Source organism: Stappia indica (genome assembly GCF_009789575.1).
Taxonomy (GTDB): Bacteria; Pseudomonadota; Alphaproteobacteria; order Rhizobiales; family Stappiaceae; genus Stappia; species Stappia indica_A.
The window spans coordinates 1,496,375-1,510,561 of the sequence record NZ_CP046908.1; the positions used below are offsets into that span (position 1 = coordinate 1,496,375).

The window sequence follows — 14,187 nt, forward strand, 5'->3', positions numbered from 1 at the left end:
GGGGTCCGGACTTGCCCTAAGGTTCCTCCCCCGGCCGCTTTTTCCACACGGCGACCGGGCCCGTCGGGCCGTTAGAACCCTGTCAAATTACCCCCCGCGAATCAAACCGCGGGCTACAACCTGGCCATGCTGAACGCGTTCTGCTCGCGCCGTCTTTTTCTTTGCCTCTTCAGGCACTTGCGGCAGATGGCGCGCTCCGCTCCGGCGCCCGCCGGCGGATTGGTCATCTCGTGTGACCAGCCTTGCCGTCCTTTGCCGGCGCACCGCCATCCCGTCTCACCCCAGCAGGCTCGGCAGGAATCCGACGATGGAGGGAAAGGCGATCAGCAGCGCCATGGTGCAAAGATCCGCCAGGATGAACCAGACCAGCACCTTGGCGATCCGGTCGATGGACGCTTCCCGCCCGACGATGGCCTGCATCACGAAGAGGTTCAGCCCGACCGGCGGCGTAATCAGCCCGATCTCCAGGAACTTCACCACCAGGATGCCCATCCAGATCAGGTCGATCCCGACCGCATTGAACGCCGGCAGCAACAAGGGCAGCGTCAGCAGCATGATCCCGAGCGGGTCGAGGAACATGCCGAGCAGCAGGTAGACCAGCGCAACGCCGATCACCAGCACCAGCGGGCTGGTGGCATACAGGATCGCAAGCTCGGAGAAATGCGTCGCCACCCCCGACAGCGCCAGGAAGCGGGTGAACAGGGCCGCGCCGATGGCGATGATCAGGATCGTCGCCGTCATGCGCGCCGTCTCGATCATCGCGGTCGTCAGGATCGCGCCGGTCAGGTTGCCGCGCACCAGGGCGATGACGATGGCGAAGAACGCGCCGACCGCGCCCGCCTCGGTCGCGCTGAACGTGCCGGTGAAGATGCCGCCCAGAACGCCGGCGATCAGCAGGACCACCGGCCACGTGTCGCCCAGCGCCCGGAACCGGTCGCCCCAGGTGATCGTGCTGTTGCTCGGCGGGCAGATGTCAGGCCGCAGCCAGGAAATCAGGATGATGACGAGCGAGAACATCGCCGCACTGAGCAGACCCGGCACGATGCCGGCGATGAACAGCTGGCCGATGGGCACTTCGGCGAAGGTGCCGTAGATGATCATGACGATGCTGGGCGGGATCATCGAGCCCAGCGTTCCGCCGACCGCGCAGATCGAGGCGGCAAAGCCCGGATTGTAGCGCTCCTTGATCATCTCCGGCACGGCGATGCGCCCCATCGCGGCAGCGCAGGCGGTTGTCGAGCCGGACACGGCGGAGAAGACGGCAGCGCCCGCGATGGTCGAGATGCCGAGCCCGCCCGGCAACGCGCTCAGCCAGGCGCGCGAGGCCTTGAACAACCCGTCGGTCAGGCGGGCGTGGTAGCAGACATAGCCCATCAGCAGGAACATCGGGATCGAGCTGAGCGACCAGTTCCCGCCGATCTCGTAAGGGGTCGAGCGCAGCAGGCCCCACGATGCCCTCGAGCCGATGATCGCCCACACGCCGACGATGGACGGCAGGATCAGGGCGATGGCAACGGGCACGCGAAGGAAAATCAGCAGGACGAGCGCCAGCACGCCTGCATAACCGATCTCGAGAGGGCTCATCTTGCGTCGTTCTTGCGGGAGCGAAAGAGGATCGCGAGCTTGACGGCGATCACCGCGGCGATGGCGAAGCACCCGATGGGAACGAGGAAGCGGCCCGGCCACAGCGGCACCGCCACCTCGCCCATCAGGAACTCGCGGATGCGGAACTTGGCCATGGCCTCCTGCAGGCCGACCCATCCCATGGCCCCGTAGACGAGGCCGCAGGCAGTGAGCGAGGCGACCTCCGTCACCCGCCGCACGGGTGCGGGAAAGGCCTCCTGCACGAAGCTGACATCGATATGCCCGGACATCTTCTCGACGCTGGCCAGCGGCAGGAAGATCAGCGCCGGCATGTAGTAGAGCGAGACGATCTCCAGCGTCGCCGGAAGCGTGATGCCGAGCACGTTGCGGCAGAAGATCTCCGCCACCACGTGCAGCATCATGAGGGCGGCGGCAGCCGCACCGATGGCTGCAAGCACGGTATCCAGTCTTTGCACCATCGGCACGGTTCCGTTCGCCTCATTCGGTCATTGCCGGCGTTCAGAAGCCGTAGCTGTCCACGTCGACCTTGTCGTAGATTTCCTGCTTCACGATGGCGAGCATCGCCGGCAGGTCGTCCTGCTTGCCCTCGAACAGCCCGTCATACTTGTCGAGCAACTCGTTGAAGGTCTTGATCAACCCTTCCGGGTCCTCGACCTTGTAGCGCTCGCGGGCAAGCTGGAGCACGGTCTCCATGTCCGTCTCGCGGAAGTCGTTCATCTGCGCCACCAGCGCCTCGGAAGGCTCGACGAACTGCACGCCCGCTTCCCGCGCGGTGGCTTCCGCCTCCACATCCGCCTTGACGTAGTCGTCCGCGACGCCGACCACCGCAAGGGCGGCATTGTCGAGGATCGTCCGGCGCTGCTGCGGGCTCAGCCCGCCCCAGAAGTCGGGATTGAGCGCCATCGTGATGTTCGAATAGAACGTGCCGACGCTCATCATCGTCGCGTGGGTCGCCACGTCGAACAGGTTGTAGGACTTGAAGTCGCCGATCGGCAGCAGGCCGACATCGACGATGTTGCGCGAAATCGCCTCGTAGACCTCGCTCGCCGGCACGTTGACCGGCACGCCGCCGACCGCCGACACCCAGCGGTCCCAGGCGCCGCCCGGCGTGCGCATGCGCAGGCCCTTCAGGTCCTCCGGCGTCGTCAGCTCCTGCTTTGCGATGATGTAATAGGGCGTGGTCGAGTAGCTGCCCGTGTAGACGACGCCATTGCGCTTGAACTCTTCCTGGCACGGCGCACAGTGCAGCATGGTCAGTTCGGTGACGGCGGCTGCCGTCGTGTAGGGACCGCGGGCGCGCATGGCGAGATCGCCGAACAGCGCCCCGTGCGGAAACTCCGCCGGGTGATAGGACATGACCACGAAGCCGATATCGGCTACCCCGTCGCGCACGCCGGACAGCGTCGCCTTCGGGCCGAGCAGCGAGCCGCCCAGCAGCAGGTTGAAGTCGAGCCCGGCCTCGGCATTGTCGCCGACCGCCTCGACGAAGGGCTGGTAGCCGCCCGACACGACGGGATGCTGCGGGCCGAGCCAAACGCTCGTGGTGACGGTCTGGTCCGCTGCAGCCGGGCCGGCGACAGCGGCCGCGGCCAGTGCGAGAGATACTGCCAGCTTCTTCATATGGTCCTCCCAACGAATTCGCGATCCGGGGTTTCCGGCTTCATTGTATGCAATTAAACGCATGCTTTGTCATCAACTGACATACAAGGGAGGCTCTGGCCAGAGAAGAAGACCAATTGCATGCAATAATGGCAAAACGCGTTATACTCCCGCCAAACGGGGACAGCGAGATGCGCCAGATTGACCAGAACCTGCCGACCTTGTCCGACGCGGTCGTCGCCAAGCTGCGCGATCTCATCGTGTCGCGGGAGATCGAGCCGGGCGCCCGGCTGACCGAGACGAGCGTCGCCCGCTTGATGTCGGTCTCGCGCACGCCGGCCGCCACCGCCCTGCGCACGCTCACCAAGCTGGGCCTGGTCAAGTACGAGCAGAACCGCGGCTACTGGGTGCGGGAGATCCGGGTCGAGGACGTGCTGGCCGGCTACGAGATCCGCGCCACGCTGGAGGGGCTCGCCTGCCGGCTGGCTGCCGAATACGGCGTCTCGCCGGAGGTGCGCGACGTGCTCGTCGAGTGCGTGGAAACCGGCCGCGCCCTCACCGATGCGGAGCAGCTGGACCCGGCCGACCATGCCCCCTACCAGGACATGAACGCCACCTTCCATGCGGCCATCCTGGAGGCGTCGGGCAATCCCAAGCTTCCCGATTTCGTCGCCTCCTGCCACGAGATGCCCTTCACCTCGAACCGCATCGTCTACTGGGGCTCGCGCGACGTGGTGCGCCGGTCCCAGTTCGACCACGAGCGCATCGTCGAGGCGATCCTCGCGCGCCAGGGAACGCGGGCGGAAATGCTGATGCGCGAGCATGTGCTGGAGGCGGGCGCCATCGTCGGGCAGAAGTGGCCGGAGATCATCCAGGCCTCGCGCCAGCCCGCCCTCGCCGCGTCGGGAGCCTGACGGGCTGAAGGGCGGGCCGGATCTGCCTGGTCTTGTTATGACGGCACGAGGCCGTCGTCGATGGGGCCGGCATAGGCGTCCGAGGCAGCGCCCCAGGACATGTAGCCTCCGTCGACCTGCAGCGTGACGCCGGCGACATACGAGGCATTGTCGGAACACAGGTACAGCATCGCGTCGACCAGCTCCGATGCGCGGCCGAGCCGGCCCATCGGCGTGCGCCGCACGATCCGCTCCGCGTCGAGCTTTCCTTCCGCCACCAGCCGCTCGAAGAACGGCGTGACGATATAGCCCGGCGCGATGCAGTTGACCCGCACGCCCTGCGAGGCCCATTCGCAGGCGAGCGTGCGCGTCAGCATCGAGATGCCCGCCTTGGCGGCGCTATAGGCATTGCGCGGCGACAGGCCCATCACCCCGCCGATGGAGCTGATGTTCAGCACCGCGCCGCGCCCGCGCGCCAGCATGCCGCGTCCCGCCGTCTTGGTGACCAGATAAGTTCCGCCGAGATGGATCTCGACCAGCTTGCGGAACTGCGCATAGTCCTGCTCGACCGTCGGCTTGAAGACGTCCGGAATGCCGGCGCAGTTCACCAGGATGTCGATGCCTCCGAGGCCGCTCTCGGCGCCCTCCACCATCGCCGCGACATCGGTCTCGTCCGAGACGTCGCCGCAAAGCGCCAGGTGCCCCTCGCCCAGCGTCTCTGCGGCCTGCGCGGCCGCGTCACGGTTGAGGTCGGCGATGGCAACACGCGCCCCTGCCCTTGCAAAGGCCCGCGCCCCGGCAAGTCCGAGCCCGCTCGCCCCGCCCGTCACCAGCACCCTGCGGCCGCTGAAATCCCAGATGGCGCTCACGATGCGGCTCCCTCGTTCAGCTCACGAGGCACTGTCGCGCACGCCGCCGAAGGTGTGCCAGGATCCGGCCGCCAGCCAGCCGGCATCCACCGGCAGGTTGATGCCGGTGATCATCGACGCCTTCTCCGACAGCAGGAACACCACCGCCGAGGCGATATCGCCGGGCCGGATGATCTCGCCGAGGCACGAGTTGTCGGCCAGGCGCTTGGGGTCGCGATTGCCGAGATCGATCTGCGACTGCAGCGCCGCCGTCAGCGTGTAGCCGGGGGAGATCGTGTTGACGCGCACGCCCGCACGGCCCCATTCGGCGGCAAGGCATTCGGTCAGCGAAATGACACCCGCCTTGGCCGGCGAATAGGAATGCAGCGGCATCGAGCGCATGCCGGCCACCGAGGCGATGTTGACGATGGCGCCGGTCCTGCGCTCCGCCATCCGCGTGCCGAACACCGCGCAGGCGTTGAACGTGCCTTCCAGGTCGACCGCGAGCACCCGACGGAACATTTCGCTGGTCAGCTCCGCCGGCCGGTGCGGCGACTGCACGATACCGGCGCAATTGACCAGAAAGTCGACCTCGAGCCCCTCGCCGGCCAGCGTTCCGGCCAGCTCGTCCATCGCCGCGCGATCGCACACGTCGATCTCGGCGAAGCGGGTCCGCTTCGGCAGCGCAGCCGCATCCGGCAGGCTCTTGTCGAGGCAGACGACGTGCGCCCCCTCCTCCGCCAGCACCTGCAGGCAGGCAAGCCCGATCCCGCTCGCACCGCCGGTTACGATTGCGGTCTTTCCGTCAAATGAAGCGTACATTCCTGTGTCCTGCCAAAGGGGTCTTCACATCATCGGCGAGAAGCGCGTGGGCTGCAGAAACCGGTTTTCCATGGCCGTGATCAGCGGCAGCACGCCGTCCGCATAGGCGATCCACTCCGGATCGCTCCACAGCTGCGCGCGGCGGCGCGCCCGGTCCTCGAAACTCTCGAACCGCCAGATATGGACGACCTGGTTGAGCGCCCCGGATTCGGTGGTGAAATAGCCCTTCAGGTCGCCCAGAAAGCGCGTCTGGATGGCAAGGCCGTCCCGTTCGAACCGCTCCAGGTAGTCGCCGACCTTGCCCGGCACCAGCGAATAGGTGCGTTCCTCGTAGATCATCCTCGCCCTCGTCGTTCGCGCTGGCCGCCCGCGATCCGGCAGGCGCGCGCAACGCCGAGCCGGCCGGAACGGAAATGCCGGACCGCAGCCTGCAGGCGCACCTGCTTGCCGAAGGGCAGTGTTACTCGGGGCGTTCGGATACGGCGACCGGGGGCTTGGTCTGTCCATCGGACCACTCGGCGGCTGCCGGAGCGCCCTTTGCGAAGGGTTCAGGTGCCTGTCGCTGCTGGGATTTCTGCTGGCGCACCGCGCAATCGCCCGGCCGCAAGAAACCGATCAGGGAGCAGCGGACATGACGCGTCGCGAGGCGCGCCGCGAGGCGCGGGCATCACTGTCGGCCATGCGATGTTTGCCGCCCCCCCCGCTCGCAGGCCTGCCCGATACGCAACGGCATCCAAGCAACGGCAACGCCACCGCCTCGAACCTGTCGTTCGGGGCGGTGGCGGAAGTTCGGCTCATGCTGCTTTCGGGCCGGAACCGGACGGCCGGCCCGGTTCGCGGATCAGAACGTCACGCGCCAGTTGGCGGCGACCCACGCGCTGGCGGTCTCGCCCTTGGTGGTGGCGTTGCCCATCAACGACAGCGTCGAGCCCGAGACGTCGACCTCGAAGCCGGCGCCGGCGCGCAGCCAGTCCTGCTGGTACTTCGCCGCACCCAGGTTGAACGCCCCCAGACCGACCACCTGTCCGGTGACGTTGGACCCGCTGCTCTCGAAGCGGTGGACGCCCTCCAGCGTGCCGATCAGGCGGAACTGCTCCATGAGCGGATAGCGCGCATCGAAGCCGTAGCGGATTTCGGTGCTGGCATCGCACAGGCTGTTGAACGCCGCCGGGAAGGCGCCGCCCGTCTCCGTATAGGCATCGAGGCAGGTGCGGGCGTAGGACAGCTCGCCGTAGGGAGAAATATGCGGGATCAGGTTCTCCCACTGCAGGCGGGCGCGAACGCCGTAGCCTTCCACATCCGTCGAGCCGGTGGAGGTGTCGACCAGGCCGCCGGACAGGTAGTTGCGGGCGATGTCGGCATTGCCCCACAGGCCCGTGCCGGTCATGACGCCCCACAGGCCGCTGTTCTCGTCGCCGGTGATCTGGCCGATCGCCTCCAGCTTGACATAGCCGGCCTGCACCTCGCTCGAACCGCCCAGCACCGTCGTCTGCTCGGCGCCGGTATAGCCGGCAACGCCGTTCAGCTGCACGGGGCCGAAATTGTAGCCGACGCCGATCTCGCCGAGCCCGAGGCTGCCGTCTCGGCTGCCGTGGTCGTCGCGGCCCCAGTCGCCGCCCGTCCACATGGTGAACTTGCCGTCCGGCGCACGGCGGTCGAGCGGACGCGATCCCGCGCCGTTGACGATCACGCCCATGGACTTGACGGCCATGGTGTTGGTGGCGCCGGCCGAGCCGAGGCTGCTTCCCAGAGCCTGCAGCGTGATGATGCCGGTACCTCCGGTACCGCCCGTACCGCCTGTGCCGCCTGTGCCGCCCGTACCTCCGGTGCCGCCCGTGCCGCCGGTACCGCCAGTCCCACCCGTTCCGCCAGTGCCTCCGGTTCCGCCGGTGCCGCCTGTGCCTCCGGTTCCGCCAGTGCCTCCGGTGGTAATGGTGCCGGTGGGACCTGTGCCATTGCCGCGGGCGATATAAAGCTCGTCATCGCGCGTCAGGCCGATGACGATCGAGCCGTCCTCGTTGGTGGCTTCGGCGGTCCGGGTGATATCCGAACGGTTCGGCTCGCTGGGGAGACTGCTCACGATCGTCGCGCCGCTGTTGCGCAGCCAGTCCTCGACGGTCAACATCCCGTCGTCGTCGGTCCAGCGGAAGCCATGGCCGGTGCTGCCGCTGGAGACATTGCCCACGATGACCTCGCCGTTGCCGGAGACCGCCTGCGCCCAGGACAGGACGCTGGACGCGCCGTCCAGGCCGCCCAGCGAGAAGATCTCGCCATCGACCCAGCGAACCGCCTGGGCTGCAAAACCGTTCAGCGAATGGCCGACGATGACACTGCCGTCCCAGGAGACGTCGGTCGCGCTCGCGGTGTTGTTGGGCGCCGAGTAGGCCGCAAGCGTCGGCAGCGCCACCATGCCGGTGTCCTCGGTCCAGCGGAAGGCCTGGAACCGGTCGCTGCTCGACAGCGCCGAGCCGACGATCACCGAGCCGTCATAGGAGGCGGCCGTCGCCTGATCGTTGCCGTACGTGTCGCGGCCGTCGAGCCAGCCGAGGCTCTGCATCCCGCCGCCCTCGGTCCAGCGGAAGGCCTCGCCGCCGTTCACCCCGACATAGCCGACGATGACACTGCCGTCGCCGGAGACCGCCGTCGCCTCGGAGAACGGGTTGGTGTTGCCCGCGATGGACCCGAGCGGCTGGAAGCCGCCTGCAGACGTCCAGCGATAGGCGCGCAGGCCGAACTCGCCGCCGGATACGCCCGGTGCCGCCCGGCCGACGATGACGCCGCCATCTGCGGAAATGTCGTTGGCGTTGTAGTTCTGGCTCCCGTTCAGCGGCCGGGCGATCGACGGGTCACCGACCGGCATCACGCCCTCGTCGTCGGTCCAGACGAAGCCGCTGGCGATGCTGTCTCCGTAGCTGCGATACACCGTGCCGACGAACATTGCGCCATCGGCCGTCATGCCGCCGATGCGGGCCGGATCGGTCAATCCGGTGCTGTAGCCGGGCTCGTCCGGGTCGCCGTAGAACAGGCGGATCACATGCGCCGGGCTCAGCATGTTGATGTCGGCAACGTCCTGCGCGGAAACCGGAGCGGCTGCCGCAAGCGACAGGGACGCCAGCGCGGTCGACTGAAAAAGTCCCTTGTATTTCCCAACCCTCATTGCCAACGTACCCTCTTACACACATGCCATTGAAAAATTCCCTGTCAAACTAATGGAGTACGCGGCGTCGCGGCATCACCTGAACAGGTGAGCGACATGCGGGACAGGCGTGATAAACCGTTGCCTGGAGACGCACATCAGGTGATCAAGAGACTGACCCCCTTCACGGTGCTGGCCGTTACGGCGACGGCCGGGCTGCTTGCCGCCGCCCTCGTGCTGGTCGCGGCGCTGAACCAGCCCTGGCTCGGCATCGGGCTTTCCGCCGATGCGCCGGCCGGCCTGGTGATGATCGAGACCGTCGCCTCGCACGGCCCGGCGGCCGGCGCGCTGCAACCGGGCATGCCGCTGGCGGCGGTCGGCGGCATCGGGCTCGAGGCGGGCGACCTGGTCGAGGAGCCGGATGTCGCGGAAAGCTACGCAGCCCTGCAGCGCTTTTTCGGCCGGCAAGCCGACCTTTACGCAGCCCTTGCCGGCGCAAGCGTGACGATCGAGACCGGCGGGACCGCTCCCTTGCGCATCGAGGTGACGGCCGCGACCGGGCGGCCGCTGTCCAGCCTTCCCCCCGCCTTCTGGGTGCAGATCGTCACCGGCCTCGTCAGCGTCATCGTCGGGGCCTGGGTCTGGAGCCTGCGCCGCGGCGAACTCTCGGCACGGCTGCTGGCGCTCGCAGGGCTCGGCATCCTCGTCTCCGCGTTTCCGGCCGCGCTCTACTCCTCCCGCGAGCTCGCCCTGCCGGGCGGGCTGTTCCGCGCCCTGTCGGCCACCAACCATTTCGGCGCGCTGGCCTTCGGCGTCGCCATGGTGGCGCTGTTCCTGTCCTATCCGCGCCGTCTCGTTCCCGTCTCCGCCCTCTGGCTGCTGCCGGCCGTCTACGGCGCGATATGGGCGCTGGACACGGCCTGGATCGGGTTTCCGGGGCCTGCCGAAGGGCACCATCTGCCCACCGTGACCCTGATGACGGGCATCCTGCTCGGCGCGCTGCTGCAATACCGGGCGAGCCGCGACGACCCGGCGGCGCGCGCGGCGATCCGCTGGTTCGCCCTGTCCGTCGGGCTTTGCGCCGGCACCTTCGTCACCGTCGTGCTGATGCCGAACCTGTTCGGCATGCAGCCGTCGATCTCGCAGGGCTATGCCTTCATCCTGTTCGGCATGCTGTTCCTCGGCGTTGCTGCCGGCGTTGCCCGCTACCGCCTGTTCGAGCTGGAAGGCTGGGCCTTCTCGATCCTGTCCTATTTCGGCGCGGTCCTGCTGCTCGTCCTCGTCGATGCGGCGCTGATCTCCGTCGTGGCGATGGATCGTCCCGAGGCCTTCGCCCTGTCGCTGCTGGCCGTGGCGATCCTCTACCTGCCGTTTCGCGACTGGCTGGCCCGGCGGCTGCTGCCGAGGCGGGAGATCGACCGGGAGGAGCTGTTCGCGCGGATCATCGACGTGGCCCTGACGACGGACGCCTCCCGCGAAGGCCGCTGGCAGGACGTCCTGCGCGACGCCTTCAGCCCGCTGCACATGTCCGCCGCAGTGGCCCCCGCCGATGAGAAGCCGGCCATCGCCGAGGACGGCCTGTCGCTGCTGCTTCCCGGCCTGCCGGGCCTTGTCCCCCTGAAGCTGTCGCATGCGCATTCGGGCCGGCGCCTGTTCAGCCCGCAGGACCGCCGCTTTGCCGGCGAGCTCTACGCCATGCTCGCCCATGCCATCGCCAGCCGCGACGCGCACGAGAAGGGCGCCGCCGAGGAGCGGATCCGCATCGCCCGCGACATGCACGACAACATGGGCGCGCAACTGCTGTCCGCGCTGCACAGCGAGCGGCGCGAGCGCAAGGACACCTTGATCCGCGAGACGATCTCGGACCTGCGGGACATCGTCAACAACGCGGCGCGCGGCGGGCGGGCCATCGGCGACCTGCTGGCAGACCTCAAGGTCGAGGCGCTGGAGCGGCTGGCCGCCGCCGACATCCGGCTCGACTGGCAGGACGCATGCGAGGATGGCGAGCGCACGCTCGCCCCCAATGTCGCCTATTCCCTGCGCTCGGTGCTGCGCGAGATCGTCAGCAACACGATCCGCCATTCGGGCGCGGACACGATGCGCCTGCGGATCGGGATGCGCGGCGGCATCGTCCATCTCGAGGCGAGCGACAATGGCAGCGGCCTTGCCCCCGGCGTCCGGGGAAAGGGCAACGGCCTGTCCAACCTGGAGGCGCGGCTGCTGGCGCTGAAGGGCACGCTTGTGCTGGAGGACGCCAATCCCGGCCTCACCGTCCGCGCCCGGTTTCCGCTCTGCGAAGGGGAGACGCGATGACCCGGATCCTGATCGTCGAGGATCTCGCCGAAGCCCGAAAATGGCTCCAGGACGTCGCCCGGGAGGCCTTCCCCGGCCCGCATGAGATCGACGCCAAGGCCACCTTGCAGGACGGCCTGGCGGCCGCGGCACGGCACGACTACGACGTCGCGCTCATCGACCTGCGCCTGCCGGACGGGTCGGGCATCGAGGTGCTGCGCGCCCTGCGCCAGCGCAATTCCAGCACGCTGTGCGTCGTCACAACCGCCATGGCGGACGACGTCCATATCGTCGCCGCCCTTTCGGCCGGAGCCAACGGCTACCTGCTCAAGGAGCAGCCCTCGGCCATGATCGTCCGGCAGCTGTCGCAACTCGCCGACGGCATCCCGGCCCTGTCGCCGGCCATCGCCCGCCGCATCATGGAGCATTTCCAGCTGACCGGCCCGGCGGCCGAGCCGGAGGAAAGCCTGACCGAGCGCGAGAAGGAGGTCCTTGCCCTGATCGGCCGCGGCATGCGCAATGTCGACGTGTCCGAGCAGCTGTCGCTTTCGGGAAACACGGTCGCGACGCATATCAAGTCGATCTACCGCAAGCTCGGCATTTCCTCGCGCGCCGAAGCCTCCTGGCACGCGGCGATGCTGGGCCTGTCGCCCGGCCGCAGCGAGGCGGACGACACGGATTCCGCCTGAGCGAAAAGGTGCTGGAAACGCGCGGCGAGCCCGTTCGACAGCCTGGCGACGTGCGCCGGGGAACCGCGCCGGCACGCTTGGTTAAAGGTTCGGAAACCCGCGAAGTCGTAATCCTTGATCAGCACGCCTGAACAAGGGTTCCCCCCAGATGCCGCTCTTCCCCAGCAAAAATCGCGACCTGATCGAGGCGCTCGGCCGGTCCCAGGCCATGATTCATTTCATGCCGGACGGAACTATTCTTGAAGCCAACGCAAATTTCCTGTCGGTCATGGGGTATTCTCTCGAAGAAATCGAGAAAAAACATCATCGCATGTTTTTGGACCCGGCTTATGCTGCGAGCGAGGCGTATCGATCCTTCTGGAAAGACCTCGCCCGCGGTGAATTCAAGTCCGGCGAATTCATGCGCGTGACCAAGAGCGGCGCCGAGGTCTGGATACAGGCGACATACAACCCGGTTCGCGACAGCAACGGCAATGTCTACCGCATCGTCAAGTTTGCGACAGATATTACCAAGGAGAAGATGAAGAGCGCAGATGCGCAGGGGCAACTGACAGCAATTCACCGCTCTCAAGCCGTGATTCACTTCGACCTCGACGGAAATATTCTGGAAGCCAACGACAACTTTCTGAAGGCGGTCGGCTACACGCTCGACGAGATCAAGGGCAGGCACCACTCGATTTTCGTCGCGTCCGACGAGCGCGAAACGCAGGACTACAAGGCGTTCTGGAAGCAACTCGGCGCCGGGCACTTCATGGCCGGCGACTTCAAGCGGATCGCCAAGGGCGGCGACGAGATCTGGATCCACGCCACCTACAACCCGATCCTCGACGCAGCCGGCCGGCCCTTCAAGGTGGTGAAATTCGCCTCCGACATCACGGCCGAAAAGCGCAAGAATGCCGAACATGAAGGCCTGATCGCGGCCATCGACCGCAGCCAGGCGGTGATCTCATTCAGCAAGGACGGCATCATCCTGGATGCCAACGACAACTTCCTGAAGGCGGTCGGCTATCGTCTCGACGAGATCAAGGGCAAGCATCACCGGATGTTCGTCGAGGAAAAGTACGCCCAGTCCGATCAGTATACCGAGTTCTGGCAGACCCTTGCCGGAGGCAAGCACTTGTCGGCGATCTATCAACGCTTCAACAAGGCGGGGAACCCGATCTGGTTGCAGGCGAACTACAATCCGATCTTCGACGCCTCCGGAAACATCGTGAAGGTGACGAAGTTCGCGACGGACATCAGCGAGAACATGGCAGCGCGGCAGGAGGCCATCGAAGCTGCCGAGGCGACACTGAGCACCGTGGACCAGTCGGCGCATTCCGCGCAGCACGTGAATTCCTCCGCACAGGGCATCTCTCAAGGGATGGAGAAAGCACGCTCTGCTGTCGAGGCCATGCAGGTGCGCTCCGAAACTGCCGAGCAGTCGACCGAGAAGCTCCGCCTGGCCGCTGCGTCCATGGATGGCGTGGTCCAGCTCATTTCCAAGGTCGCGGACCAGATCAACCTGCTGTCGCTGAACGCGACCATCGAGGCCGCCCGCGCCGGCGAAGCCGGCCGCGGCTTTGCGGTTGTCGCCAACGAGGTCAAGACGCTCGCAAACCAGACCTCCCAGGCGACCACGCGGATCTTCTCCGAAATCGCCGAGATGCAGTCGGTGGCAGGCTCTGTGGACGAGGCCTTGAAGGCCATCCGCAGATCGATCTCCGACGTGCAGGACCTCGTCCTGTCGACCACCAACGCGACCGAAGAGCAATGCGTGTCCACGGACGAGATCAACGTCCGTCTCCAGTCCGCGTCCTCCAGCGTCGCCTCCGTGTGCGAAAGCCTGGACAAGTGGGTGATCGGCATGGAGAACCGCCGCCGCGACGAGCGCAAGCGCGTCCACCGGGACTGCCTGATCGGCGGCATCGATGGCGCGAAGATCCGTGGCTCCCTGCGCGACATCTCGGACTCCGGCGCGAGGATCTACGTCGCCGATGGCTCGGCGATCCCCGATCATGTCGTCGTGGAACTGGACGACAAGAGCGTGAAGCGCGGCACGGTCGTGCGCCGCAACGGGCGGGAGCTCGGCGTGGAATTCCGCTCCGAAGCGACCTCCTTCGCGGCATAGTCTGCCGCCGAAGCCCGGCGACAGACCAGGAGGCGCTGGCCCGGGCTTTCACCCGCCCCTCGCGGAGCAAGCGAGCGAAGCGGGTTTTGCGTGAGCGAGAAGATGGTGGGCCCGGCAGGACTCGAACCTGCAACCAATCCGTTATGAGCGGACGGCTCTAACCATTGAGCTACAGGCCCCCCGACAGGCTGGA

Annotated in this window: 11 protein-coding genes and 1 tRNA gene; 4 read left to right on the forward strand and 8 right to left on the reverse strand. The window is 66.9% G+C overall.

Annotation, left to right across the window (positions count from 1 at the left end; translation table 11 throughout):
* Positions 1–276 precede the first annotated feature (276 nt).
* The 3 genes from GH266_RS07070 to GH266_RS07080 are packed head-to-tail and all read right to left on the reverse strand — an operon-like array spanning position 277 to position 3,225.
* Positions 277–1,584, reverse strand: a complete 1,308-nt coding sequence (locus tag GH266_RS07070) for a TRAP transporter large permease (protein WP_158193265.1) — start codon at positions 1,582–1,584, stop codon at positions 277–279.
* A complete protein-coding gene (locus GH266_RS07075) occupies positions 1,581–2,063 on the reverse strand; it encodes a TRAP transporter small permease (protein WP_158193266.1) in 483 nt (160 codons plus the stop codon). The genes GH266_RS07070 and GH266_RS07075 overlap by 4 nt, the downstream gene beginning before the upstream one ends.
* Before the next feature lie 40 nt (positions 2,064–2,103).
* Positions 2,104–3,225 (reverse strand): C4-dicarboxylate TRAP transporter substrate-binding protein, encoded by a 1,122-nt coding sequence (locus GH266_RS07080; RefSeq protein ID WP_158193267.1) that lies wholly within the window; start codon positions 3,223–3,225, stop codon positions 2,104–2,106.
* Between the two features lie 170 nt (positions 3,226–3,395).
* Between GH266_RS07080 and GH266_RS07085 the strand changes: the two genes are divergently transcribed.
* Positions 3,396–4,118: a GntR family transcriptional regulator gene (locus tag GH266_RS07085; RefSeq protein ID WP_158193268.1), complete on the forward strand. Its 723-nt coding sequence runs from the start codon at positions 3,396–3,398 to the stop codon at positions 4,116–4,118.
* A 35-nt stretch (positions 4,119–4,153) separates the two neighbouring features.
* Here the strand turns inward: GH266_RS07085 and GH266_RS07090 are convergent, their stop codons facing one another.
* The 4 genes from GH266_RS07090 to GH266_RS07105 all read right to left on the reverse strand — a co-directional run bounded on the left by GH266_RS07090 (position 4,154) and on the right by GH266_RS07105 (position 8,924).
* Complete coding sequence (locus GH266_RS07090) at positions 4,154–4,966, reverse strand: SDR family NAD(P)-dependent oxidoreductase (RefSeq protein WP_199270468.1); 813 nt, start codon at positions 4,964–4,966, stop codon at positions 4,154–4,156.
* Between the two features lie 21 nt (positions 4,967–4,987).
* Positions 4,988–5,767 carry an SDR family NAD(P)-dependent oxidoreductase gene (locus GH266_RS07095; RefSeq protein WP_158193269.1) on the reverse strand — a complete coding sequence of 260 codons (780 nt, stop codon included), beginning with the start codon at positions 5,765–5,767 and terminating at the stop codon, positions 4,988–4,990.
* A gap of 24 nt (positions 5,768–5,791) precedes the next feature.
* A complete protein-coding gene (locus GH266_RS07100) occupies positions 5,792–6,106 on the reverse strand; it encodes an NIPSNAP family protein (RefSeq protein WP_158193270.1) in 315 nt (104 codons plus the stop codon).
* A 502-nt stretch (positions 6,107–6,608) separates the two neighbouring features.
* Positions 6,609–8,924, reverse strand: a complete 2,316-nt coding sequence (locus GH266_RS07105; protein WP_158193271.1) for an autotransporter domain-containing protein — start codon at positions 8,922–8,924, stop codon at positions 6,609–6,611.
* 141 nt (positions 8,925–9,065) lie between these two features.
* Here GH266_RS07105 and GH266_RS07110 point away from each other — a divergent pair, with 141 nt between their 5' ends.
* The 3 genes from GH266_RS07110 (at position 9,066) to GH266_RS07120 (ending at position 13,994) form a co-directional block, all read left to right on the forward strand.
* Complete coding sequence (locus GH266_RS07110; RefSeq protein ID WP_158193272.1) at positions 9,066–11,216, forward strand: sensor histidine kinase; 2,151 nt, start codon at positions 9,066–9,068, stop codon at positions 11,214–11,216.
* Positions 11,213–11,884: a response regulator gene (locus GH266_RS07115; RefSeq protein ID WP_158193273.1), complete on the forward strand. Its 672-nt coding sequence runs from the start codon at positions 11,213–11,215 to the stop codon at positions 11,882–11,884. Before GH266_RS07110 ends, GH266_RS07115 begins: the two co-directional genes overlap by 4 nt.
* A 148-nt stretch (positions 11,885–12,032) precedes the next feature.
* Positions 12,033–13,994 (forward strand): methyl-accepting chemotaxis protein, encoded by a 1,962-nt coding sequence (locus tag GH266_RS07120; RefSeq protein WP_158193274.1) that lies wholly within the window; start codon positions 12,033–12,035, stop codon positions 13,992–13,994.
* Positions 13,995–14,097: 103 nt separating this feature from the next.
* On the opposite strand, the gene GH266_RS07125 is transcribed toward GH266_RS07120, so the two are convergent.
* Positions 14,098–14,173 (reverse strand) — tRNA-Ile (locus tag GH266_RS07125).
* Positions 14,174–14,187 lie beyond the last annotated feature (14 nt).

Bases quoted from the DNA above. Each gene is read 5' to 3' on its own strand.
- GH266_RS07070 (WP_158193265.1), bottom strand. From the start codon at position 1,584: ATGAGCCCTCTCGAGATCGGTTATGCAGGCGTGCTGGCGCTCGTCCTG.
- GH266_RS07075 (WP_158193266.1), bottom strand. From the start codon at position 2,063: ATGGTGCAAAGACTGGATACCGTGCTTGCAGCCATCGGTGCGGCTGCC.
- GH266_RS07080 (WP_158193267.1), bottom strand. From the start codon at position 3,225: ATGAAGAAGCTGGCAGTATCTCTCGCACTGGCCGCGGCCGCTGTCGCC.
- GH266_RS07085 (WP_158193268.1), top strand. From the start codon at position 3,396: ATGCGCCAGATTGACCAGAACCTGCCGACCTTGTCCGACGCGGTCGTC.
- GH266_RS07095 (WP_158193269.1), bottom strand. From the start codon at position 5,767: ATGTACGCTTCATTTGACGGAAAGACCGCAATCGTAACCGGCGGTGCG.
- GH266_RS07100 (WP_158193270.1), bottom strand. From the start codon at position 6,106: ATGATCTACGAGGAACGCACCTATTCGCTGGTGCCGGGCAAGGTCGGC.
- GH266_RS07105 (WP_158193271.1), bottom strand. From the start codon at position 8,924: ATGAGGGTTGGGAAATACAAGGGACTTTTTCAGTCGACCGCGCTGGCG.
- GH266_RS07115 (WP_158193273.1), top strand. From the start codon at position 11,213: ATGACCCGGATCCTGATCGTCGAGGATCTCGCCGAAGCCCGAAAATGG.
- GH266_RS07120 (WP_158193274.1), top strand. From the start codon at position 12,033: ATGCCGCTCTTCCCCAGCAAAAATCGCGACCTGATCGAGGCGCTCGGC.